At 52.2% G+C, this 20,997-nt stretch carries 18 protein-coding genes; 16 read left to right on the top strand and 2 right to left on the bottom strand.

Annotated elements, in window-relative coordinates:
• Nucleotides 1-767: 767 nt before the first annotated feature.
• Nucleotides 768-1,877: a tRNA 2-thiouridine(34) synthase MnmA gene (gene mnmA / locus NST44_RS27795; protein WP_210095591.1), complete on the bottom strand. Its 1,110-nt coding sequence runs from the start codon at nt 1,875-1,877 to the stop codon at nt 768-770.
• 302 nt (nt 1,878-2,179) lie between these two features.
• Between mnmA and cymR the strand changes: the two genes are divergently transcribed.
• From cymR to NST44_RS27715, 16 genes are all read left to right on the top strand, one after another.
• Complete coding sequence (cymR, locus tag NST44_RS27790; RefSeq protein WP_007129249.1) at nt 2,180-2,599, top strand: cysteine metabolism transcriptional regulator CymR; 420 nt, start codon at nt 2,180-2,182, stop codon at nt 2,597-2,599.
• 520 nt (nt 2,600-3,119) lie between these two features.
• Nucleotides 3,120-3,431, top strand: coding sequence for a hypothetical protein (locus NST44_RS27785; protein WP_213614317.1), 312 nt, complete (start codon nt 3,120-3,122; stop codon nt 3,429-3,431).
• Nucleotides 3,432-3,871: 440 nt separating this feature from the next.
• Nucleotides 3,872-5,017 (top strand): cysteine desulfurase family protein, encoded by a 1,146-nt coding sequence (locus NST44_RS27780; protein ID WP_213614315.1) that lies wholly within the window; start codon nt 3,872-3,874, stop codon nt 5,015-5,017.
• Nucleotides 5,018-5,157: 140 nt separating this feature from the next.
• Entirely contained in the window at nt 5,158-5,679 is a 522-nt protein-coding gene (locus tag NST44_RS27775) for a PRC-barrel domain-containing protein (RefSeq protein ID WP_007129252.1), read from the top strand.
• Nucleotides 5,680-5,690: 11 nt separating this feature from the next.
• On the top strand, nt 5,691-5,900 hold the full coding sequence (locus NST44_RS27770; protein WP_007129253.1) for a hypothetical protein: 210 nt from the start codon (nt 5,691-5,693) through the stop codon (nt 5,898-5,900).
• A 167-nt stretch (nt 5,901-6,067) separates the two neighbouring features.
• Nucleotides 6,068-7,135, top strand: a complete 1,068-nt coding sequence (locus NST44_RS27765) for an AI-2E family transporter (protein ID WP_007129254.1) — start codon at nt 6,068-6,070, stop codon at nt 7,133-7,135.
• 430 nt (nt 7,136-7,565) lie between these two features.
• Complete coding sequence (gene alaS / locus NST44_RS27760; protein ID WP_210095613.1) at nt 7,566-10,193, top strand: alanine--tRNA ligase; 2,628 nt, start codon at nt 7,566-7,568, stop codon at nt 10,191-10,193.
• A 201-nt stretch (nt 10,194-10,394) separates the two neighbouring features.
• Complete coding sequence (locus tag NST44_RS27755; protein ID WP_007129256.1) at nt 10,395-10,655, top strand: IreB family regulatory phosphoprotein; 261 nt, start codon at nt 10,395-10,397, stop codon at nt 10,653-10,655.
• A gap of 11 nt (nt 10,656-10,666) precedes the next feature.
• Nucleotides 10,667-11,080, top strand: a complete 414-nt coding sequence (gene ruvX / locus NST44_RS27750) for a Holliday junction resolvase RuvX (RefSeq protein ID WP_007129257.1) — start codon at nt 10,667-10,669, stop codon at nt 11,078-11,080.
• A gap of 12 nt (nt 11,081-11,092) precedes the next feature.
• Entirely contained in the window at nt 11,093-11,395 is a 303-nt protein-coding gene (locus NST44_RS27745) for a DUF1292 domain-containing protein (protein ID WP_007129258.1), read from the top strand.
• Nucleotides 11,395-11,706 (top strand): DUF1292 domain-containing protein, encoded by a 312-nt coding sequence (locus tag NST44_RS27740; protein WP_007129259.1) that lies wholly within the window; start codon nt 11,395-11,397, stop codon nt 11,704-11,706. The genes NST44_RS27745 and NST44_RS27740 overlap by 1 nt, the downstream gene beginning before the upstream one ends.
• A 105-nt stretch (nt 11,707-11,811) precedes the next feature.
• Entirely contained in the window at nt 11,812-12,858 is a 1,047-nt protein-coding gene (gene mltG / locus NST44_RS27735; RefSeq protein ID WP_007129260.1) for an endolytic transglycosylase MltG, read from the top strand.
• Between the two features lie 13 nt (nt 12,859-12,871).
• The gene (locus NST44_RS27730; RefSeq protein ID WP_210095593.1) at nt 12,872-13,804 is read left to right on the top strand and encodes a peptidase U32 family protein; all 933 of its coding nucleotides are present in this window, start codon (nt 12,872-12,874) and stop codon (nt 13,802-13,804) included.
• Between the two features lie 12 nt (nt 13,805-13,816).
• Nucleotides 13,817-15,160, top strand: coding sequence for a peptidase U32 family protein (locus tag NST44_RS27725; RefSeq protein WP_007129262.1), 1,344 nt, complete (start codon nt 13,817-13,819; stop codon nt 15,158-15,160).
• Between the two features lie 226 nt (nt 15,161-15,386).
• A complete protein-coding gene (locus NST44_RS27720) occupies nt 15,387-17,573 on the top strand; it encodes a methyl-accepting chemotaxis protein (RefSeq protein ID WP_007129263.1) in 2,187 nt (728 codons plus the stop codon).
• Nucleotides 17,574-17,974: 401 nt separating this feature from the next.
• Nucleotides 17,975-19,786, top strand: coding sequence for a peptidoglycan D,D-transpeptidase FtsI family protein (locus NST44_RS27715; RefSeq protein ID WP_210095594.1), 1,812 nt, complete (start codon nt 17,975-17,977; stop codon nt 19,784-19,786).
• Here the strand turns inward: NST44_RS27715 and NST44_RS27710 are convergent.
• Nucleotides 19,714-20,949 carry an AI-2E family transporter gene (locus NST44_RS27710; RefSeq protein WP_340901163.1) on the bottom strand — a complete coding sequence of 412 codons (1,236 nt, stop codon included), beginning with the start codon at nt 20,947-20,949 and terminating at the stop codon, nt 19,714-19,716. The two genes, NST44_RS27715 and NST44_RS27710, sit on opposite strands and share 73 nt — an antisense overlap.
• Between the last annotated feature and the right edge of the window lie 48 nt (nt 20,950-20,997).

Raw genomic sequence — 20,997 nt, 5'->3', positions numbered from 1 at the left:
CCGTCGTCATAAGACCCTTTTAGGGACTTGTTTGCTCCCAAGGGGCTCAAACCGGCGTCACAAGACCCTTTCGGGGACTTGTTCGCTCCTGAGGGGCCCGAACCGTCGTCACAAGACCCTTTTGGGGACTTGTTCGCTCCTGAGGGGCCGGAACCGTCGTCACAAGCCCCTTTTAGGGACTTGCTTATCCCGGCGCCCCCCAAGTCGGTTGGGGCGGTGGTATATCCAACGACATTGTTTTTGGGGTTTACGGACGTCCGTCGGCGGATCCCTACATCACCTGCTAGGTTTCAACGTACGCACATTCTCCCCTCGATGCACTGCTTCCCGTACGAACATGGTTCCTCTAAGTACATACTCTTTATAAAGCACATACTCTCTGTAAGCACATGCTTCCCGTAAGCACATTTCTCTTGTGCACGGTTCGGGTCCGGGGATGTTTGATATGGCTACCGCACATAGAAATATGGTCGCAGGCCCTTAGAAATTTAGCTGCCGACTAAAGAAACGTGGCTGCCGCCCAAAGAATTACTTACTAAAGAACATGCCATAGAATCATCCTGCCCACATAGAAAAATGCCTGCCTACCATAGAATCTTCCTACTCACCTTAGAGACAGCTGGGCATTTCAGTCTCGTTCCGGCAGAAAAAATGCACCTCCGTTGTCACCACACCACTTTCCAGTGAGGTATGACAGAGGTGCATTTTTATGTTGCATTGAGGTCGAATTAGCCGACAATCAAATGCTTCCTAATTTAGCCTCCAGATTAATACGGGATTTTATCCGCGGATTCGATCGTTCCGCCGCCAAGGCACTCTTCGCCTTGATAGAACACGACGGCTTGTCCCGGCGTAATGGCTTTTTGCGGCTTTGCAAACGCCACATGCACCGTGCCGTCTTCACGCGGCGTAAGCGTCACTTCCTGGTCTGGCTGACGGTAACGGAATTTGGCGGTGCAGGTGAAGGCGGCTTTGGGCATAGCGTCCTCGCCTGCAATCCAGTTGACTCCCGAGGCGATCAATCCTGTTGAATACAAGCTTGGATGATCTCCTTGCACAACGTACAGAATATTGTTGTTCAGATCTTTGTCAGCCACGAACCAAGGTTCGCCCGAGCCGGATCCGCCAATGCCGAGACCTTGGCGCTGGCCGAGCGTATAGTACATGAGACCGTCATGACGGCCTTTCACCTCTCCGGTGACGATATCCACCATGTCGCCGGATTGGGCCGGCAAGTACTGGCTCAGGAATTCCTTGAAATTCCGTTCGCCGATAAAGCAAACGCCGGTGCTGTCTTTTTTCTTCGCGGTGTACAGACCGGCTTCCTCCGCGAGGCGGCGCACTTCCGGTTTAGGCAAATGCCCGATCGGGAACAGGGCTTTAGACAGCTGCTCCTGGTTGAGTGCATTCAGGAAATAGGTTTGGTCCTTGTTGCCATCGACACCACGGAGAAGATGGAATTGCCCGTTCTCCTCGGTGACGCGCGCGTAATGGCCGGTTGCCACATAATCGGCTCCGAGATCGAGGGCTTTGTTCAGGAACTCGCCGAATTTGATTTCACGGTTGCACATGACATCAGGGTTCGGCGTTCTTCCGGCTTTATATTCATCAAGAAAATAGGAGAATACTTTATCGAAGTACTCCTTCTCGAAATTGACGGTGTAGTAGGGAATGTCCAGCTGTTCGCATACCCGGCGCACGTCTTCCGCATCCGCTTCGGCGGTGCAGTAGCCGAATTCGTCGGTATCGTCCCAGTTTTTCATAAAGATGCCGATTACTTCATAGCCCTGCTGCTTGAGCAGCAGCGCCGTTACGGAGGAATCGACTCCCCCTGACATGCCGACAACGATCCGAGTGTTCTTATTATCTGTAGACATCGTTATCACCATTTTCATCTTAAATTGTGCCCATGACGTATTTTAACATACTTTCGCCAAGGTTCCCATGCTTGGATATGTCCACTCAGGGTGAACAAATTTTTACGATTTGATCCGGATTATTAGCCATTGGCATTCAGGATATGGTACCATAAGCTGAGGGTAATGATCGGAATACGGAGAAAACTCAGAATTAGCAGGAATCGAGCATACGTGTACCGTATTTATCGTGTTATCCGATTCCCCTAACAGCATGTTCAAGTATGGACATCATATACAAATATTCGAAAGAGGTGTCACCTTTGAAGATATCAACTAAAGGAAGGTACGGATTGACGATTATGATGGAGCTGGCCGCCAAATTCGGCGAAGGCCCGACCTCGCTCAAAAGCATAGCGGAGAAGAATCAGCTCTCGGAGCATTACCTGGAGCAGCTGATCGCGCCGCTTCGGAACGCAGGTCTGGTCAAGAGCATTCGCGGCGCATACGGCGGCTACATCCTGTCCCGCGAGCCGGCTTCGATTACGGCGGGGGACGTCATCCGCGTGCTCGAGGGGCCGATCTCACCGGTGGATTTTACGGAGGAAGACGATCCGGCGAAACGGGATTTGTGGCTTCGTATCCGCGACAGCATCGCCGAGGTACTGGATTCCACGACGCTTGATAACCTCATCAATTTCCAGGAACAGTCCGCTGCGGACAATTATATGTTCTATATTTAATTCAAAGGCTGAAGCATTAGCCGGCTAAGCCACATATAATCAAGGGGTATTGCGTCTCTCTGTGGTATCCCTTGATCTATAACATGATCCCACGTTTTCTACAGATCGCCTCCGCGTCAACTTGGAAGTTTGAACTCCTTTGTTATCTGATCTGATCGATCGCTCCATATGCCTTCCGAATGGGGTAATCTCATTCCATCTGTAGCTGTATCCGACATCTTCACCGTTTCATTGCTTTTTCGCTCCATGATTAGAACCCGCCTTCCCCGGACATGCTAGGTAGCTTTCTTATATGGCATGCGATGTGCCGGAGAAATCGAAATCACCAAAACTCGGTGAAGAAAAAAGATGAGTTAGCATAAGGGAACATCGGGACAAGCGGAACGAAATCCCAAGAACATAAGCTTGACAGCTCGTTGCTGAACAAAAAGGCTTTAAATGAAATAGAAGGGGTAACAATATGGGTTGGTCGGTGTCTAATGATGTAGGCAAGTGAACTTAGACTAAAAGGGGAGAAATTATGAGTAGAAGCTGGCAAGAGGATATGAATCTTTGCCATTCGGTTGATGAGGAAAGTAAATCTGCCGCGTTAAAATACTGGCTTGAGCAAGCAGCAGCAGAGAAACAAAGGGCGGATACGCTCAATAACGCAGTGAAAGAAGCCATCGACATTTGCGAAAGCATGACGGAGTCCGATGACCCCATGGAGATTCTTGAGCAAGCGTTGATTAAATTGCAATTAGTCGTGTCTCTTCCATTGAATAAGGGAAGCTTGAATACTATGAGCAGCTGGAGCTTTGGAGAAACGAGTTTTAAGAAAGAAAGTTTATAGAAAACAGTTTATAGAGAATAGGCTCCTTGGTCGTTATTCTTGATCCGTTGACTTCTGTTTTTGTATGCCTGGAAGGGGGGTATAATTACAACCTTTTTGTTGTTGTTTTGTTTCAGAAATTTTTCATGAGAAGTTGCAGAGCTGGGGCTCATCGTATATGCTATTATCGGGTTGTGATAAAAAGAACTTCCACGAGCCAAAGGGATGAACAGCCCTCCTGAGCTTATTTAGAATCCATGACAGAAGCCAATGAGGTTTTCATCGATAAGCTGCGGAGAGACCACATTTTTGCTGTAAAGCTTCCTTAAATGTTTTAGCATAAAAATCACATTCCGGCATTTGGGCGCGATCACGATGAAATGACGAATCGCCTAACCGCCTAATCTCCTTAATCGCCGGAAATGTGAATACTCGACTAATATCAAGGTGCGTGAATAAACATGAAAACCGTGTATTTGGATCATGCGGCCTCGACACCGATGCATCCGGCCGTCGCGGAAGCAATGATGGACATCATGACGAACTGGCACGGCAATGCTTCGAGCGTCCATGCATATGGACGGGAAGCGAAGAAGATTGTGAACGGGGCGCGGGATCGAATCGCGTCCCTTTTGGGATGCCAGTCGGATGAGCTGGTATTTACCTCCGGCGGCACCGAGAGCGATAACCTGGCTATCTTCGGCATCGTTGAGGCGGCTGGGGTAAGCGGCAAGCATGTCATTACCTCCGCGGTGGAGCATCATGCGGTGCTTCATGCCTGCCAAGAGCTGGAGAAGAGAGGCTGCGAGGTTACCTACATTCCGGTCGACCATACCGGTCGCGTCTCGGTAGAGGACATCGCCGGCGCCATCAAGGAGAACACCGTGCTTGTTACGATTATGTATGGGAATAACGAAGTAGGCACCATCCAGCCGATAGCCGAGATCGGCGAGCTATGCGCAAGCCGTGGCGTCGTATTTCATACGGACGCCGTCCAGGCGCTGGGATCTGCTCGAATATCCTGCCAAGACCTCCCCGTCGATATGTGGAGCTTCTCCGCTCACAAAATTAACGGCCCGCAAGGTGTCGGCGCTTTGGTGGTCAAACGGGGATTGAGCTTGTCACCGCGTCTATTTGGCGGGCTGCAGGAGAAGAAGCGCCGTGCCGGAACCGAGAATATGGCGGGAATTGCCGGATTTGCGGCGGCAGCGGAGCTCGCCGTTAACGGGATTGAGCAGCGGCTTGCGCATTATCGGCTGCTGCGGAACACGCTGCTCGAGGAGCTTCGCCGATTGATCGGCGAGGAGGCTTTTGCGATCAACGGAAACCAGGAGTACTATCTCCCGCATGTGCTGAATCTCAGCTTTCCTGATGTGAGCACCGAGACGATGCTGATGAATCTGGATATGGAAGGCATAGCGGCTGCAAGCGGCTCGGCCTGCACCTCGGGCTCGCTGGAAATCTCTCATGTGCTTCAGGCCATGAAGCTTCCCGACCCGATTTTGCGATCGGCGATTCGATTTAGTTTCGGTTTGGGTAATACTACTCAAGAAATGGAGTTCACGGCCCAAAAAATTGAAACCATCCTTAAACGGCTGCGTAAATAAATGTTGAGGGATTTCTCTTTTCGCTAATAAAGGGGGTATGCGTTCATCCATTTCATCCTTAGAAGCCGAGGGGCTGGCTGCATGCCATGCTGGATTGCCGGTTTCAAACAAGCGGAGGATGAGGAGGTATCCATCTAGCAATGAAGCTTCAGGAAATGATCGGACTGGCTGTATTCGACGTGGAAAACGGTAAAGAAATCGGAAAAATCCACGATTTTATACTAGATGATAACTGGCTGATAACCGGATTGGAACTTGAAGGCCGGGCTTTGTTCTCCACACATGTGAAAAGCGTTGCATGGGAAGACATCGTAGCCTATGGAGAAGATGCCGTCATGATCCGGAGCCAAGAGGCCGTACGGAAGGTAGGAACGGGCGAAATTGGCTTAACTTACCTTACAGGCAAGCGTAAATTGAAAGAAATGCAGGTCCTGACGGAGGACGGAGTTCTGCTCGGACGTGTTTCGGATGTTTATTTTGAGCAGGAACAGGGCAATACAATATTAGGATTGGAAATATCCGACGGTTTTGTATCGGATTTGATCGAAGGCCGCAAATGGCTGCCTTGCACAGCGGAAATGGCTGTCGGTGAACATGCCGTAATGGTCCCCCCGATGAGCGAACAGCGTCTGGAAAAAGCCATTAATTCTGTGAACGGATAGGGTGAAGTAGGATGAAATGTCCAAACTGTAGTTCCAAAGATATCGGAAAAATCGGCTCCCACCAGTTTTACTGCTGGGGATGCTTTATTGAATTGACGGTGAACGGGGAGAAGATGTCCGTATACCAGGTTGAAGAGGACGGCACGCTCAGCTCGCTGGATGATTTATTCTTCGGCGATGAGATGCAGCCGGAGTTCCCGCATTTGCACGCCTCTTCCTAAAGAGCGCGTACATATTCTCAGAGAATAGGGCCTTCCCGCCGGATCCATGGAGATCTTCCGCGAGGGAGGTCCTTTTTCTATGAACCAGAGGAACTGAATGTTAGATTAAATCCGGAAGCTTGGACATATACTACAGGGTAAGCTTTTGCCGTAAAGGAGAGTGCCCTGTGGAACAGCTGACCGAGAGCAAGTGGTTTCGCTTTTTAATATGGCTGCTGCTTGGACTGATTACCCTTTATTTTGTATGGCTTCTTAGGCCTTTATTTCTCGATGTCTATCGTTTTGTCAAAGCGGTGCTTGCTCCGTTTCTGATAGCCATGATCATATCCTATGTCCTGAATCCGATTGTATGCATGCTCTCCGACCGTAAGGTCCCGCGAAGCGCTGCGGTGCTCCTGATCTATGCGGTGTTCTTGGCCGCACTTGCCGTCATTCTCATCAATTTGATTCCGATGCTGATCCGGCAGCTGGAGGAATTAAACGAGCATCTGCCTGAGCTGACGATGAACGCGCAGTCGCTGATGACCAGTCTGGATAGCCGTCTGCTGCCGCCGGGCGTACGAACCGGGGTGAACAGCTGGTTTCTGACCATCGAATCGAGGCTGGCCGGAGGCATCTCGGACTTTATGGACAATATCGGCAATGCGATTAACATATTGTTCAATGTCATGATCGTGCCGTTCCTCATTTTTTACATATTAAAAGATTTCGAGGTGTTTCAGCGGACGACCGTTTCCTATCTGCCCCGAAGCCACCGCAAGTCGATCGTTATCCTGCTTAAGGACATTGATAATGCCCTTGGCAATTATGTCCGGGGGCAGTTTCTCGTTTGCCTCATTATCGGTATTCTCGCATACATCGGTTATATGATCGTAGGCATGCCGTACGCGCTGCTGCTTGCCAGCATCGTGGCCGTGTTCAACATCATTCCGTATTTGGGGCCTTTTCTGGGCGCCGCTCCGGCGCTTGTTATGGCTTCGACACTTTCATGGAAAATGGTGCTGATGGTCGCGCTCGTCAATATGGTGTGCCAGACGCTCGAAAGCAATGTGATCTCTCCGCAGGTGGTTGGGAAGAAGCTGCATATGCATCCGCTTCTTATCATATTCGCCCTGCTTGTCGGAGGCCAGATCGCGGGAACCGTAGGTCTCATCCTCGCCGTACCTGTCTTTGCGGTGCTCAAGGTCCTTTTGCAGCATGTTTTTGCTTATTATGTAAGGCGGAAATCGGGCTGAGATCCGAGCAGACGTTGACGATCGGTGGCGACGGATTGACAATATGCCGTTTCCGTGGATATACTTGAAATATTAAACGAATATTCGTCCAAATCGATGAGAAAATCCCAGTAAGCTTCGTGCACCTTGCCCAGAGAACAGGTTCCTTTCGGCGGATCGATGCGATCCAATACGAATGGCTGCGAGAACCTGGAAGCGTCCAAGCTGAAATGCTAATTTTTGAGTGTGAACAAAATTCACCGGGTGGCTGCCGTTATCCAGCTGCAACGAGGCGATCGTCGCATGTCTTTTCGGTTAACCAACCGGACGGATTCTTGCACGATAACCAGGGTGGTACCGCGAGAACATCGTCCCTGAACTATTTCAGGGGCGTTTTTGTGTTCGGGTTAATTTGGCCCGGGCGTTATATTATGACTGGAGGATGCTAATGATGAAAGCAAGTGAAATTCGATCCAAATGGCTGGCGTTTTTCGCCGAGAAAGGCCATCACATTGAGCCAAGCGCTTCGCTTGTTCCGCACAACGACCCGTCGCTGCTGTGGATTAATGCAGGCATGGCGCCGCTGAAGCCGTACTTTGACGGCCGGGTGATCCCGGACAATCCGAGAATCGCCAACTCGCAGAAATGCATTCGCACCAATGATATCGAGAATGTCGGCAAGACTCGCCGTCACCACACGTTCTTCGAAATGCTCGGAAACTTCTCCATCGGAGACTACTTCAAGGAAGAAGTCATTACCTGGGCATGGGAGTTTCTGACCGACAAGAAGTGGATCGGGTTCGATCCGGAGCGCCTGTCCGTCACGGTATACCCGGAGGATGAGGAAGCGTTCAAGCTGTGGAACGAGAAGATCGGCCTGCCCGAGAGCCGGATTATCAAGCTGCAGGACAACTTCTGGGATATCGGGGAAGGGCCATGCGGACCATGTACCGAGATTTTCTACGACCGCGGGGAAGAGTATGGGCACGGAGCGCCGGAAGAAGAGCTGTTCCCGGGCGGCGAGAACGAGCGCTGGCTTGAGGTATGGAACCTCGTATTCTCGCAGTTCAACCATAACAAGGACGGCAGCTACACGCCGCTTCCGAACAAGAACATCGATACGGGTGCAGGACTTGAGCGTTTTGCCTCCATTTTGCAAAATGTCGATTCCAACTTCGATACCGACCTGTTCCAGCCGATCATTCAAAAGACCGCTGAGCTTGCCGGTGTGAAATACAAGGAGAAGGCGGAATACGACGTGGCGCTCAAGGTCATTGCGGATCATATCCGCACCGTCGCCTTTGCCGTTGCCGACGGCGTGCTGCCTTCTAATGAAGGACGGGGCTATGTCATCCGCCGTTTGCTCCGCCGTGCGGTTCGATACGGGAAGGTGCTCGGTCTTGACAAGCCGTTCATGTTCACGTTGACCGGCACGGTCGGCGACATTATGGGCGCCTACTATCCGGAGGTTGTTGAGAAACAGGCGTTCATCGAGAAGGTAATCGCAACGGAAGAAGAGCAGTTCCACAAGACGCTCTCCGACGGGCTGGCGATTCTGGCAGAGATGAGCGCGGAAGCGAAGAAGCAAGGCCAATCGGTCATTAGCGGCGCCGATGCGTTCAAACTGTACGATACCTATGGTTTCCCGTTCGATTTGACGGAGGATTATGCGGCTGAGCACGGCCTGAGCGTCGATCGCGAAGGCTTCGACGAGGCGATGAAGGAGCAGCGCGAGCGTGCGCGCAAAGCCCGCCACGAAACGGAAAGCATGAAGGTTCAAGGCGGGGTTCTGTCCGATTATACGGTTAAAAGCGAATTTGTTGGATATAATGACACCGTTCGCGATGCGAAGGTGCTGGCCATCATTACGGATGATCAATTTGCCGATGGAATCGGCGAAGGACAGTCCGCCCAGGTCATTCTGGATGCAACGCCGTTCTACGCCGAAAGCGGCGGCCAGGTCAGCGACCAAGGCGTGCTTGAGGGCGATACGGTACGCGCAAAAGTAGAAGGCCTGTTCAAAGCCCCTCACGGACAGCATGTGCATTTTGTAACCGTGGAGGCAGGCGAACTGAAGGTAGGCGACGTCGTAGCCGCCAAGGTGGATGCCAGCCTTCGAAATGATATCGTGAAGAACCATACGGCAACCCACTTGCTGCATAAAGCGCTGAAAGAAGTGCTTGGCGAGCATGTCAACCAGGCGGGCTCCCTTGTCGAGCCGCAGCGGCTGCGCTTTGACTTCTCACATTTCGGCAGCATTACCCAGGAGGAGCTGGCCGAAATCGAGCGCCGCGTCAATGAGCAAGTGTGGAAGAGCATCCCGGTGGTCATCGACCTCAAGCCGATTGATGAAGCGAAGGCTATGGGAGCGATGGCGCTGTTCGGGGAAAAATACGGGGATATCGTCCGCGTCGTCCAAGTCGGCGATTACAGCATCGAGCTGTGCGGAGGATGTCATGTGGACAATACGTCCCGAATCGGCATCTTCAAGCTGCTCGGAGAGAGCGGCATCGGCTCCGGCGTGCGGCGGATCGAAGCTGTGACCGGGCGCCATGCCTATGAGTACCTGGAAGGACAGCTTGATCTTCTCAAGCAGGCATCAAGCCTCTTGAAGAGCAACATCTCTGACGTGCCGAAGCGAATCGAGGGATTGAACCAACAGCTTAAGGAGCTGGCCCGCGAGAATGAATCGCTGCAAGGCAAGCTGGGAGCGATTGAGGCCAGTCAGCTGACGGATAAAGTGAAGCAAGTGGGTGAAGTCCAGCTGCTGGCGGCTGAAGTTCAGGCAGGCGGCATGGACGGACTCCGCAGCATTGCGGATGAGCTGAAGGGCAAGCTGCCGAATGCGATCATCGTACTCGGCTCCAAAGCGGGCGAGAAAGTGAACTTCGTCGTAGCCGTGCCGCAGGATCTGGTGAAGAAGGGCTATCATTCAGGCAAGCTGGTGAAGGAAGTCGCTTCGGTCTGCGGAGGCGGAGGCGGTGGCCGTCCGGATATGGCCCAGGCTGGCGGCAAGGATGCATCCAAGATGGCCCAGGCTCTCCAGCGGGCAGAGGAGCTTGTCGCCCAAGGCGTTTAATGCTTTGTCCTTCGGTGGTGTACAGCGGGCGGGGACGCATTCGCTGTACACTATCCTGAATTTTTTGGAGTACCCTCTAAATATTTCGCTTTGGATTTCCGTAGAGACGACGGAGTATGGTATGATATAACAAGATCAAGCTGGTAAATTTTCGACGAGGCATGGTTTACATGTTCTTTGAAGAAGCGAGGTGTGTCACACATGGACTCCATGGATAAGACAGTCAAGTTCAATGTAAAAGGTGATGAGAAGGAGGTTTCCGCTCAGGACATTTTACTTTCGGTATACGACTCGTTGGTCGAGAAGGAGTACAATCCGATTAACCAGATCGTGGGATATCTTTTGTCCGGGGACCCTGCTTATATACCTCGGCACAACAATGCCAGAAGTTTGATCCGGAAGAAAGAGCGAGATGAATTGATTGAAGAACTGGTCCGGTTCTACTTAGCCAGTCACCGTTAGGAGTATAGGGAATGCATAGAATCATGGGATTAGATTACGGGGACCGCAGAATCGGGATAGCCCTAAGCGACGTATTCGGATGGACGGCCCAAGGGCTCGAGGTCGTCGAACGCCGCCGGGACGGGAGCGAGCTGAACCGAATCGCCGAGCTTGTAAAAGAGCATGAGGTTGGTGAGATCGTGGTCGGCCTTCCGAAAAATATGAACGGCACGATTGGTCCCCGGGGTGAAATCTGCATGGAATTCGCAGGCACGCTGCGGGATTCCCTAGACTTACCCGTTCACCTTTGGGATGAACGGCTATCAACAGTATCCGCTGAGAGGACATTGCTGGAAGCCGATGTCAGCCGAAAAAAGCGAAAACAGGTCGTGGACAAAATGGCCGCAAGTTTGATATTACAAAACTACTTGGATTCTAAAAGGTGAGGGTGATTACGAATGGCGAATGAGCATATTGGCATGGAAGAAGAACCGGAAATTATTTATATTCCCGATGACGAGGGCAATGAGGAAGAGTTTGAAGTCATCATGAAATTCGAGGTGGACGGCTCCGACGCCAGATACATGATGGTCGTGCCGCGTGAAGCAGCCGATGAGGAGACCGATGAAGTGTACGCCTTCCGCTATGAGGAAGACGGAGATGATCTCAAGCTGTTCATGATCGAGGATGACGAGGAATGGGCGATCGTCGAAGAAACCTTCAATACGCTCGTGGATGAGCTGAATGGGAGCGACGAGTAATGGCGGATTTTTCGGTTGAGAATATCGTGTGGACCCAGGTGCTCAAGGAAGCATTCGGTGAAAGCATCGAGCTTGAGGACGAGAAGGGTCAAGTCGAGGTCTATGATATTGCCGCCGAATTTGAAGTAGATGGCCAAGGCTATGCCATTCTGGTGCAGCCGGACCGGATGGACGAGGAGTACGAGGTGCTCCGGATCGTGACGGACGCAGACGGCAGCTTGCAGCTGGCGACCATTGACGACGATGAAGAGTGGGAAAATGTGTCGGAGCTGTATGATGAGCTGACGTTTCCGGAGGAAGACGAGGATTAAGGGCAGCTGAATCGTTACTTACGCGGATTCTCTCGATTTGATTTCAAATGAGTTTATGGAAGGGGCGGACCTGTCCGCCCCTTTTGGTGTGAAGGGATGAGTAGATTGAAGAAACTGGCTATAGCAGCACTGGCGTTGATCCTCATTGCCGGCGGGGCTGCATTCTATGTGTGGAACGGCCTTCAGCCTGTTCAGAGCTCGGATGCCCCGGTAGAATTTACGGTGGAGCCGGGCATGAGCACATCATCCATTGCCGATCTGCTGGAGGACAAGGGATTAATTAAGAACGCCCTACTACTTAAAGGTTATTTGAAGCTTACGAATGAAGGGAGCCGGTTAATGGCCGGCACCTACGAGGCAACGCCCGGCACTCCCTTTCAGGAGCTGCTGACGATGATGAATAACGGCGAAGTCAAGCCGGAGGAGATGGTCCGCTTTACAATACCGGAAGGCTTCACGGTCGCCCAAATGGCGGAGAAGATATCCGAGGAAAGCGGGATCGATGAGAAAGAAATTCTGGACCTCGCTGACCAATCCTCCGGATGGGACATTCCGGTGGCGGCCGAAATTCCTGAGGATCCGGAGCTGAAGCATCATTTGGAGGGCTATCTGTTCCCGGCAACGTACGAGCTCCCGAAGAAGGAATTATCGGCCAAAGGAATCGTGGAGACCATGCTGAAGGAGACCGAAAAGCGTCTTGAAGAAATCCCGAATTGGGAGGAGCAGCTGAAGGCTCGCGGCGTGACGTTCCATGAACTGATGACGATCGCTTCGCTGGTCGAGCGCGAGGTGGTCGTCGATCATGAGCGTCCGCTTGTGGCCGGCGTGATCTATAACCGCCTGGAGCAGGACATGAAGCTGGAGATTGACGCTACGGTGCAGTACTTGCTGGATAAACCGAAGGAGCGGCTGCTTTATGCCGATCTGGAGGTCAAGAGCCCTTATAATACGTATCGCCAGAAAGGTCTCCCTCCAGGGCCGATCGCAAGCCCGAGTCTGGAATCGATCAAGGCGGCGCTGAACCCGGAGAAGTCCGATTACCTGTTCTATGTCACGAAGAAGGACGGGACCCAGGAGCATTTGTTTGCGAAGACGTATAAGGAGCATTTGAAGAACATCGAGACGAGCAAGAAGATGGGACAACAGGAATAGGAGGAATCCTAAAATGAGTAACAAACCCGAATTACTGGCTGCAGCCGGTTCGACGGCTGAAGTGCGAGCTTACCTGGATGCAGGGGCGAACGCTGTCGTCGTAGGCGAGGATCGCTTCGGCATGAGGCTGCCGGGGAGCATGACCTTAGAGGAAATCCGTGAGGCTGCCGAGCTGACGCACAGCCGCGGCAGCAGCATTTATGTGTGCGTGAACAATCTAATGACCAATGAGCTGTCGAATGATCTGCCGGATTATATCCGGTCGCTGGGAGAGATCGGGATCGATGCTGTTGAATTTAACGACCCATCGGTGTTGACCGCAGTCAAGGAGCATGCTCCGAAGGTCAAGCTTCATTGGAACGCCGAAATGACGGCGACCAATTACTCCACAGCCAACTATTGGGGAAACAAAGGCGCTTCACGCGTCATCCTTGCGCGTGAACTGAATATGGATGAGGTAACCGAAATGAAGCCCCGCCTCGAGCTTGAGGCCCAGGTGCAGATTCATGGCATGACGAATATTTACCACTCCAAACGCCGTCTGGTCAAGAGCTACATGGCTCATCAGGGAAGACCGGTGGAGGAAGGGAACCTCGGCAAAGAGCGGGGGCTGTTCCTCATTGAAGCGGAGCGGCAGGACGAGAAGTATCCGATCTATGAGGATATGAACGGCACGCATATTATGAGTTCCGAAGATATATGTATTCTTGAGGACCTGCATCTGCTGATGGCAGCAGGGGTGGACAGCTTCAAGGTAGAGACTTTGCTGAAACCCCGACACTACAATGAGATTGTCCTCCGTACGTATCGCAAGGCAATCGATACGTACGCAGCCGATCCGTCAAGCTATGCGTTTCAGGAGGAATGGCTTGATGCGATTCGTGAGGTGCAGGATCCGGAGCGGGAATTGTCGTTTGGATTCTTCTATAAGGAACAAGTTTATTAAGGAGTGGACAGCATGGAAGCTATGGCACAGCCAAAATACAAAGGCAAACGCTATCGCCTGGACAAGCCGGAGCTGCTCGCCCCGGCCGGAAATTTGGAGAAACTGAAATTTGCGGTGCACTACGGTGCAGACGCTGTATATATTGGCGGACAGAAATACGGCCTTCGTTCCAATGCGGATAATTTCAGCTTTGAGGAAATGAAGGAAGGCGTAGAGTTTGCGGCCAAGTATGGTGCAAAAGTGTTCGTTGCAACGAACATCTATGCCCATAATGAAGATATTGAAGGAATCGAGGAATACTTGCGGAGCTTGCAGGATGCGGGTATTGCCGCCATTATCGCCGCCGATCCTGCGATCATAGAGGTGGCTAAGCGAGCTGCACCGAAGCTGGAGGTTCATCTGAGCACCCAGCAATCAACGCTCAACTGGCAGGCAGTGAAATTCTGGAAGGATGAAGGGCTCCCCCGCGTCGTTCTGGGCCGGGAGACGAGCCTTGAAGAGATCGCGACGATCAAGGAGCATGTCGATATCGAAATCGAGGCCTTTATCCATGGCGCGATGTGTTCCTCGTTCTCCGGCCGCTGCGTGCTCTCGAACCATTTCACCGATCGGGATTCGAATCGCGGAGGCTGCTGCCAGTCCTGCCGCTGGAAATACGATCTGTTCGAAGACGGAAGAGAGGATGCGGCAGGCTGGGTATCCGAAGAAGACCAGCTCATGCAGCAGGCCGCTCCTGCGCCTGCCCCGTTCAAGCCGGGAGTGACCCAGATTCCGCTGTTTCAGCCGCAGGACAATCCGTTTACGATGGGATCGAAGGATCTGTGCATGCTGGAGCATATTCCGGATCTCATTGAAGTGGGGATCGACAGCTTTAAGATCGAGGGCCGGATGAAGTCCATTCACTATGTAGCCACGGTCGTGAACGTCTATCGGCAGGCAATCGACTCCTACATGGCCGATCCGGAGAATTATGTATTGAAGCCGGAATGGATCGAGGAGATTAATAAGGCGGCCAACCGCCCGCTCAATACCGGATTTTTCTACGACACGCCGGATCATGAGGATCATATCTACGAGCCGGAAGAAAAGGCCGTCCCTTACGATTTCGCCGGATTGGTCATGGAGTATGACGAGGAGACCGGAATTGCCGTGATCCAGCAGCGGAATCATTTCAAGCCGGGCGACGAAATCGAGTTTTTCGGTCCGGACGGAACGTTCTTTAAACAGGCTGTTGGCCGGATCGAAGACCAGCACGGTCAAGAACTGGATGCAGCCCGCCATCCGCTGCAGCTGGTGCGGATGAAAGTGGATCAGCCGGTGCGCTTCTTTGACATGATGCGAAAACGCAAAAATTAGAATTTTATGGTTCTATGGAACTACACAAAAAAGAATCCAAGGTCGTTAGACGGACCTTGGATTCTTTTTTATTAAAAATAATTAGGAAAAACAGATTATTTTTTTGCGAAAAGCCAAAGGAAAACACCCCCAATTGACGAAATATAAAGTAACGAATACGTTACGCGGATCCTTTTGATAACGTATCCAAGATTTAATACTATGATTGTGGTAGGTGAACAGCAAAATGTCAGGAGTAGAACAGCATGAACAGAAGCCGAAGAAAGATAAGAAACCCGGAGGGAAGCAGAAGAACGGGGATAAGACCAAGAAGAGCCCTTCGGTTTCACAAGGAATACATAATGCCAAGTCGATGTTTTCTTCCATGGGGGCAGCCGTAGCGCGGATGCCGGTCAATCCATCGAAATCCGTCGGGATCCGGCTGTTTTTGATCTTTTTTGCCGCCATCGTCTTCTTCGTTATCGTATTAGGCTGGTTGTCCTATGACAAGGCGAGAAGCACGATTGAGAAGAATGCGGCGAATGCCAACCAGCAGACCATCATTCAGACCTCGGAGAAGATCGACATCATCCTGGAGAAGTATGAGAGCGCAGGCCGGTCGATATTCTACGATGTTGAACTGCAGAAGCTGCTTGATGAAGTATCGGGCACGAATCTGAGCGATTATGATCGATTTACGATGGAGCGGGAAATCCGGGACAAGCTTTCCAATCAGATCAATTCGGATTCTTCGATCCGGGCGATGTATTTGATTCCAGCCCAAGGGGAGCGGATTTTCTCGGCAGGACAATCCTCGAAGGCATCGCAGACCGTCTTTGAGCAGGCATGGTACAAGGAGCTTATCGAGGGGACCAAGAAGGTCGTATGGCTGCCGTCGGCGGAGGACAGCGGAGCGCCGTACTTTACGGTGGCACGGGCATTAAGCTCCATGAACAACCTGAACTCCAAATATGTCGTGATGTTCGAGCTGAATTCGTCCATCCTCGATCAGCAATTGGAGGGCATCGATCTCGGAGACAACGGGGAGCTTCAGCTCGTAAGCCCGGACGGGACGGTTGTATCGTCCGCGAAGCCTGATCAGGTTGCCGCTCCGACCGAGTGGACCTTTACGAAGGAGCTTTCTGAGGAGTCGAAGACGGACAGTCTGAGAACTCAGGATGCGAACGGAAGAGAAGTTCTTGCGGTTTACAATACGCTGGGCATCAATGATTGGAGATTGATTGGCGCCGTACAGACCGGCGAATTGACGAAGGATGCCAACAGCATCTTGATGATTACGCTGATTGTCGCTGTTGTTGACGTGATCGTGGCGATCCTGATCGGATTATGGATGGTGCGGATGATCGCCCGTCCGCTGGGCAAGCTCAACCTTCTGATGAAGGAAGGGGCGAAGGGCAACTTGAACGTCCGCACCGATCATAAGAGCCAGGATGAGATCGGTCAGCTGTCCGCGAGCTTCAACGATATGATGGAGCAGATTACTTCGCTCGTACAGCAGACGAACAACACGGCTCAGGATGTATTGAAGACCGCTGCGGAGCTTAGCGATGCTTCCAAGAAGACGGCTCTTTCCGCGAAGGAGATCGCCATCGCCACGGAAGAAATCGCGAACGGAGCCAGCAGCTTGGCTGTGGAAGCGGAACGGGGCAGCGATCTGACGAACAATATTTCGAAGCAGATGGAAATCGTCGTGAATGCCAATGAGGAGATGGGCAAATCGGCCCGTCATGTTGAAAGCGCGAGTGAGCTCGGCACGAAGCATTTAAGCGACTTGCTTGATAAGACTCATCAGACCGAGAATATGACACGCTCCATGATGCATAAGGTGGATGGGCTCAAGGAGACGACTTCTTCGGTAGCTAAAGTGTTGGATGTATTGCAGAATATTACGAAGCAGACTAATATCCTGTCGTTGAATGCTACGATTGAAGCTGCCAGAGCCGGTGCCGCCGGACGCGGATTCATGGTCGTAGCCGATGAAATCAGGCAGCTTGCGGACCAGTCCAGACAATCGATCGACATGGTAAGTCAGATCACGGACCGCATCATGGCTGAAATGAACGAGACGGTCCAAGTGCTGCTTGATGCCAATCCGCTGTTCAAGGGCCAGATCGATGCCGTCAAGGAAACGAACGATATCTTCGTATCGGTCCAGCAGCAAATGGTCGAGTTTATCGAACGGCTGGATTCGGTCACGTATTCCATTGACGAGCTGAATCAATCCCAAAGCGTGCTGTCGGAAGCGATGACGAATGTGAGCGCCGTGGCCGAGGAATCCTCTGCAACATCGGAGGAGGTTGCTTCCCTCTCTACGGAGCAGCAGAGCGTCAGCAATCAGCTGGTGAATCTATCCACCAAGCTTGAAAATGTATCCAATGAGCTTAAAGAGACGCTATCGCGTTTTAGGCTGTAATCCGAAAAAACAGGGGCCCGCAGGTCGAAGCGACCGGGGCTCCTGTTTTTTCGCTCGGTATCCCGCTCGGTATCCCGCTCGGTATCCCGCTCGGTATCCCGCTCGGTATCCCGCTCGGTATCCCGCTCCGTATCCCGCTCCGTATCCCGCTCGGTATCTCGCGTTTTCGATCCGTATCTCGCTCTGATTCGCTCCGAGCCGAAAGCAACCTATGCCCTTCTTCCGGCAGCAACCAAGGTTATGAAGCGATAGGACGGGCTTTAAGAAGAAAGCCATTAATTTAGGCGATTTGGTCAATACTAAGGGCTCACGCGAATCCTAAGTCTGTAAGCATGGTGGGTTGTTTCCCGATGCAAATGGAAATAATGGACATCAACGATTCGCGTGGAGGTAGAGAATTGATGAGGCTGGTCCGTAACCGAAGAATAAAATACGGATGGATCATATTGACCGTGCTCCTGATGATCGTGACGGTTCGCCTGGCATGGGTCCAGCTGGTGATGAAGCATCAGCGGGTGCCGGGGAGCCGGCATACGATGGTGGAAGCATCGCTTATTCAGCGCGAGCGAGGGATCGTGCTCGATTCCGGGCGAGGCCATTTTACCGACAGGCATGGACAAGCCCTGACAGGCGGACTCACATGGGCAGCCGTCTTGTTCCCTGTAACGGAGAAGGAGCTAAACGATTCAAAAACCCAGATCGATCGCCTTGCCAAGATCCTGCGAACGGATGCGAAGCATTTGAAGCAAGTGTGGGGGAAACAGAGGGAGCCCCAGCTGTGGCATGGAAAAAATGCTGCCATTCCGCTTACCTTGTCCAAGGATCAGATCCTGCAAATTCAGGAGCTCCATCTGCCCAAGGTCAAAATTCTTCCTTACGAGCAGCGATATGGAAACCGGCAGTCGGGCATGCAGTGGCTGGGATTCGTGTCGGGCCAGCGAAAAGAAAGCCTGTTTTATCAAGATGAACCGGAGATTACGGGGACCAGCGGATTGGAAAAAACCTTGGATGCGCTGATCCGGGGCGATGGTTCAACGATTGTGTATTATCCCGTTAATAGCGGCAATGAAGTCATACAGGATCTGAAACCGATGGTCAAGGCGCCCAGCAATCCCTATTATCCGCTGCGCGTCGTCACCACCGTGGACGCTAAGATCCAGCAAGGGATCGAGCAATTGACCGAGACCGCAGGCATGAAGGAGGGGGCCGTCGTTGTTTTGGACACCCGTAACGCGGATATCGTAGCGATGGTTTCGAGGCCTTTTTACAATCCGGAGTCGATTCAGCCTGAAGACGGGGCCTGGGAAAATCGCGGGATCAAGGCGAAGGCACCCGGATCCATCTTCAAGCTGGTCACGGCTGCGGCGGTTCTCGAGCACGGCTTGAGCACAGAGGACGAGGTGTTTCACTGTGATGGGGAGTACGGGAAGTTCGGGCTGTCCTGCTGGAAGGAAGGGGGACATGGGACGATCGGACTGCGCGAAGGCTTCGCGGAATCGTGCAATGTCGTCTTTGCTGCACTTTCAGAGCGGTTGACGGCGTCCCAAATGCAGTCGGCGGCAGCGGCCCTTGGCTTTGGTCAAACCGTCGGCTGGGAGGCCAGAGATTTTCTGGGGCTCCCCACCTTGCGGCCGCTGGATCTTGAACAGAAAGGGACCGTCTTCTCAGACAAGGCCGATGCGGGTGATGCCGGTGTGCGGGTACAAACGGGGATCGGACAGCGGGATGCGGCGGTTACGCCGCTCCAGGCTGCGAATGCGGTTGTGACGCTGCTTCACGGCGGGGTGAAGACGAGGCCCCGCATTCTGAAGCAGATCCATTATGCCAACGGACAGCTGCTTAAGGAGGCAAACCTGCTGGCAGAACGGCCGGCCAAGGGAGGGATTTCCCGAAGAACCTCATCCATTTTGCTGGAGTGGATGGAGGATGTTGTTCAGGATGGGACAGGCTCCTCCTTAAAAGACCGGAAATGGAAACTGGCAGGCAAATCGGGAACCGCCCAGGTAACGATAAAGGGCCGTCCCCGAAATAACCAGTGGTTTATCGGGTACGGCCCTGTGGAGCAACCTCGTTATGCGATCGCTGTGCTGGTCGAGAATCGGAGTCCGAACAGCCGCAATCAGGCAACCGACATCTTCGGTCAGGTTGCAGACTTGCTCGCTTCGTTGGAGTCCGGATCCAAATCGGGATCTGGATCGTCATCGGAATCGTGAACTGAATCGGGATCCGAATCGGAAGCGGGATCCGTTTCGGGCTTGTCCGGCGATGGAGTAAATTCCCATGGGGAGACATCGAATTCTTCGCTTGGCAGATGAATCCATTGCTGCAGATAACCTTGCGCAATCAGCTCTTTAATAAGAATGAGCAGAATCGGCGCCAGGATCAGTCCTGCGACCCCGAATATCGACAGGGAGATCATCATGAAGGACAGCATGAGAAATGCCGACGACACGCCGATGGAATTGCCCGTGATCTTCGGCTCCAGCAGCTGGCGGGAGATGACGACCACGGAAAGAAGAACGATCAAGCCGACCGCAAGCCCCGTGTTGCTGACGATGAACAAATAGATAATCCATGGAATAAGAATGACGGGAACGCCAAGCAGCGGCAACACGTCAAACACGGCGCAAATCAATGCGATGGACAAGGAATTCCCCGTTCCCAGAATGAGCAACCCGATATATACGATCACAAACGTGATGCTCACCAGCTTCAATTGTGCCTTCAAATAGGAACCGATCGCTTTGAAGACGTTATTCTTCAGGAACAGGAATGCGGTTTTGAAGGTTTTCGGGGTTTTATCTTTGGCAATTTTGCGCCAGCTCCCGATTTCCGTGCTCAAGAAGAAGGCGAGAATAATCGCGACCCCGAAATTAGCGATAAAAGCGGAGAACGAACCCATGAAGCCGACGATATAATGTAGGAACGATTGGGCCGCCTCGGTCGCGATGTTGGTGATGTCCTCAAAATATCCGTTCAAACGAAGCGTAAGATCCGGCGGCAGCGCCTCCAGCTTATTCTGCAGGAACAATACCGTTTCCGAGAAATGGCGCTGAAGGGTCCTCGTGTAGTCCGGCAGATTATCTTGAAGGTGCAGGAATTGGGATACAATGATTGCTCCCGCTCCGAACAAGATCCCGAGGATAATCAGCAGGAAGAGCAGAACCGATATCGCTGCGGCAAAGGGCTTTGGAAGGCCCCTTCGGTGAAGAAATCTGGAGAACGGTTCAATAATCAGAAATACCAGAAAGGACAGGAACACAGGGGCGGCGATCTGGTAAAGCTTACTGAATATGAACATAATCAGGTACACGGTGAGTACGATTAAACCAATATCGAATGCGGTTCTCCAATATTTTTTGTACAAGGGAAGCATAGTAGAGTATCGGCTCCTTTAAACTATAATAATTGATACCATTGTACA

Origin of the sequence: Paenibacillus sp. FSL W8-0919 (assembly GCF_038003785.1) — a bacterium.
GTDB lineage: Bacteria > Bacillota > Bacilli > Paenibacillales > Paenibacillaceae > Paenibacillus_AQ > Paenibacillus_AQ lactis.
The sequence above is the reverse complement of the archived record's forward strand: the minus strand, read 5'-3'. Positions and strand labels throughout refer to the sequence as shown.

Excerpts from the sequence above, each read along its gene's own strand:
- NST44_RS27770 (WP_007129253.1), top strand. The coding sequence starts at position 5,691 with ATGAAATGTCCAAACTGTAGTTCCAAAGATATCGGAAAAATCGGCTCC.
- NST44_RS27755 (WP_007129256.1), top strand. The coding sequence starts at position 10,395 with ATGGACTCCATGGATAAGACAGTCAAGTTCAATGTAAAAGGTGATGAG.
- NST44_RS27715 (WP_210095594.1), top strand. The coding sequence starts at position 17,975 with ATGAGGCTGGTCCGTAACCGAAGAATAAAATACGGATGGATCATATTG.
- NST44_RS27775 (WP_007129252.1), top strand. The coding sequence starts at position 5,158 with ATGAAGCTTCAGGAAATGATCGGACTGGCTGTATTCGACGTGGAAAAC.
- NST44_RS27780 (WP_213614315.1), top strand. The coding sequence starts at position 3,872 with ATGAAAACCGTGTATTTGGATCATGCGGCCTCGACACCGATGCATCCG.
- NST44_RS27785 (WP_213614317.1), top strand. The coding sequence starts at position 3,120 with ATGAGTAGAAGCTGGCAAGAGGATATGAATCTTTGCCATTCGGTTGAT.
- NST44_RS27710 (WP_340901163.1), bottom strand. The coding sequence starts at position 20,949 with ATGCTTCCCTTGTACAAAAAATATTGGAGAACCGCATTCGATATTGGT.
- NST44_RS27720 (WP_007129263.1), top strand. The coding sequence starts at position 15,387 with ATGTCAGGAGTAGAACAGCATGAACAGAAGCCGAAGAAAGATAAGAAA.
- NST44_RS27725 (WP_007129262.1), top strand. The coding sequence starts at position 13,817 with ATGGAAGCTATGGCACAGCCAAAATACAAAGGCAAACGCTATCGCCTG.
- NST44_RS27745 (WP_007129258.1), top strand. The coding sequence starts at position 11,093 with ATGGCGAATGAGCATATTGGCATGGAAGAAGAACCGGAAATTATTTAT.
- alaS (WP_210095613.1), top strand. The coding sequence starts at position 7,566 with ATGAAAGCAAGTGAAATTCGATCCAAATGGCTGGCGTTTTTCGCCGAG.
- NST44_RS27730 (WP_210095593.1), top strand. The coding sequence starts at position 12,872 with ATGAGTAACAAACCCGAATTACTGGCTGCAGCCGGTTCGACGGCTGAA.
- mnmA (WP_210095591.1), bottom strand. The coding sequence starts at position 1,877 with ATGTCTACAGATAATAAGAACACTCGGATCGTTGTCGGCATGTCAGGG.
- ruvX (WP_007129257.1), top strand. The coding sequence starts at position 10,667 with ATGCATAGAATCATGGGATTAGATTACGGGGACCGCAGAATCGGGATA.
- NST44_RS27740 (WP_007129259.1), top strand. The coding sequence starts at position 11,395 with ATGGCGGATTTTTCGGTTGAGAATATCGTGTGGACCCAGGTGCTCAAG.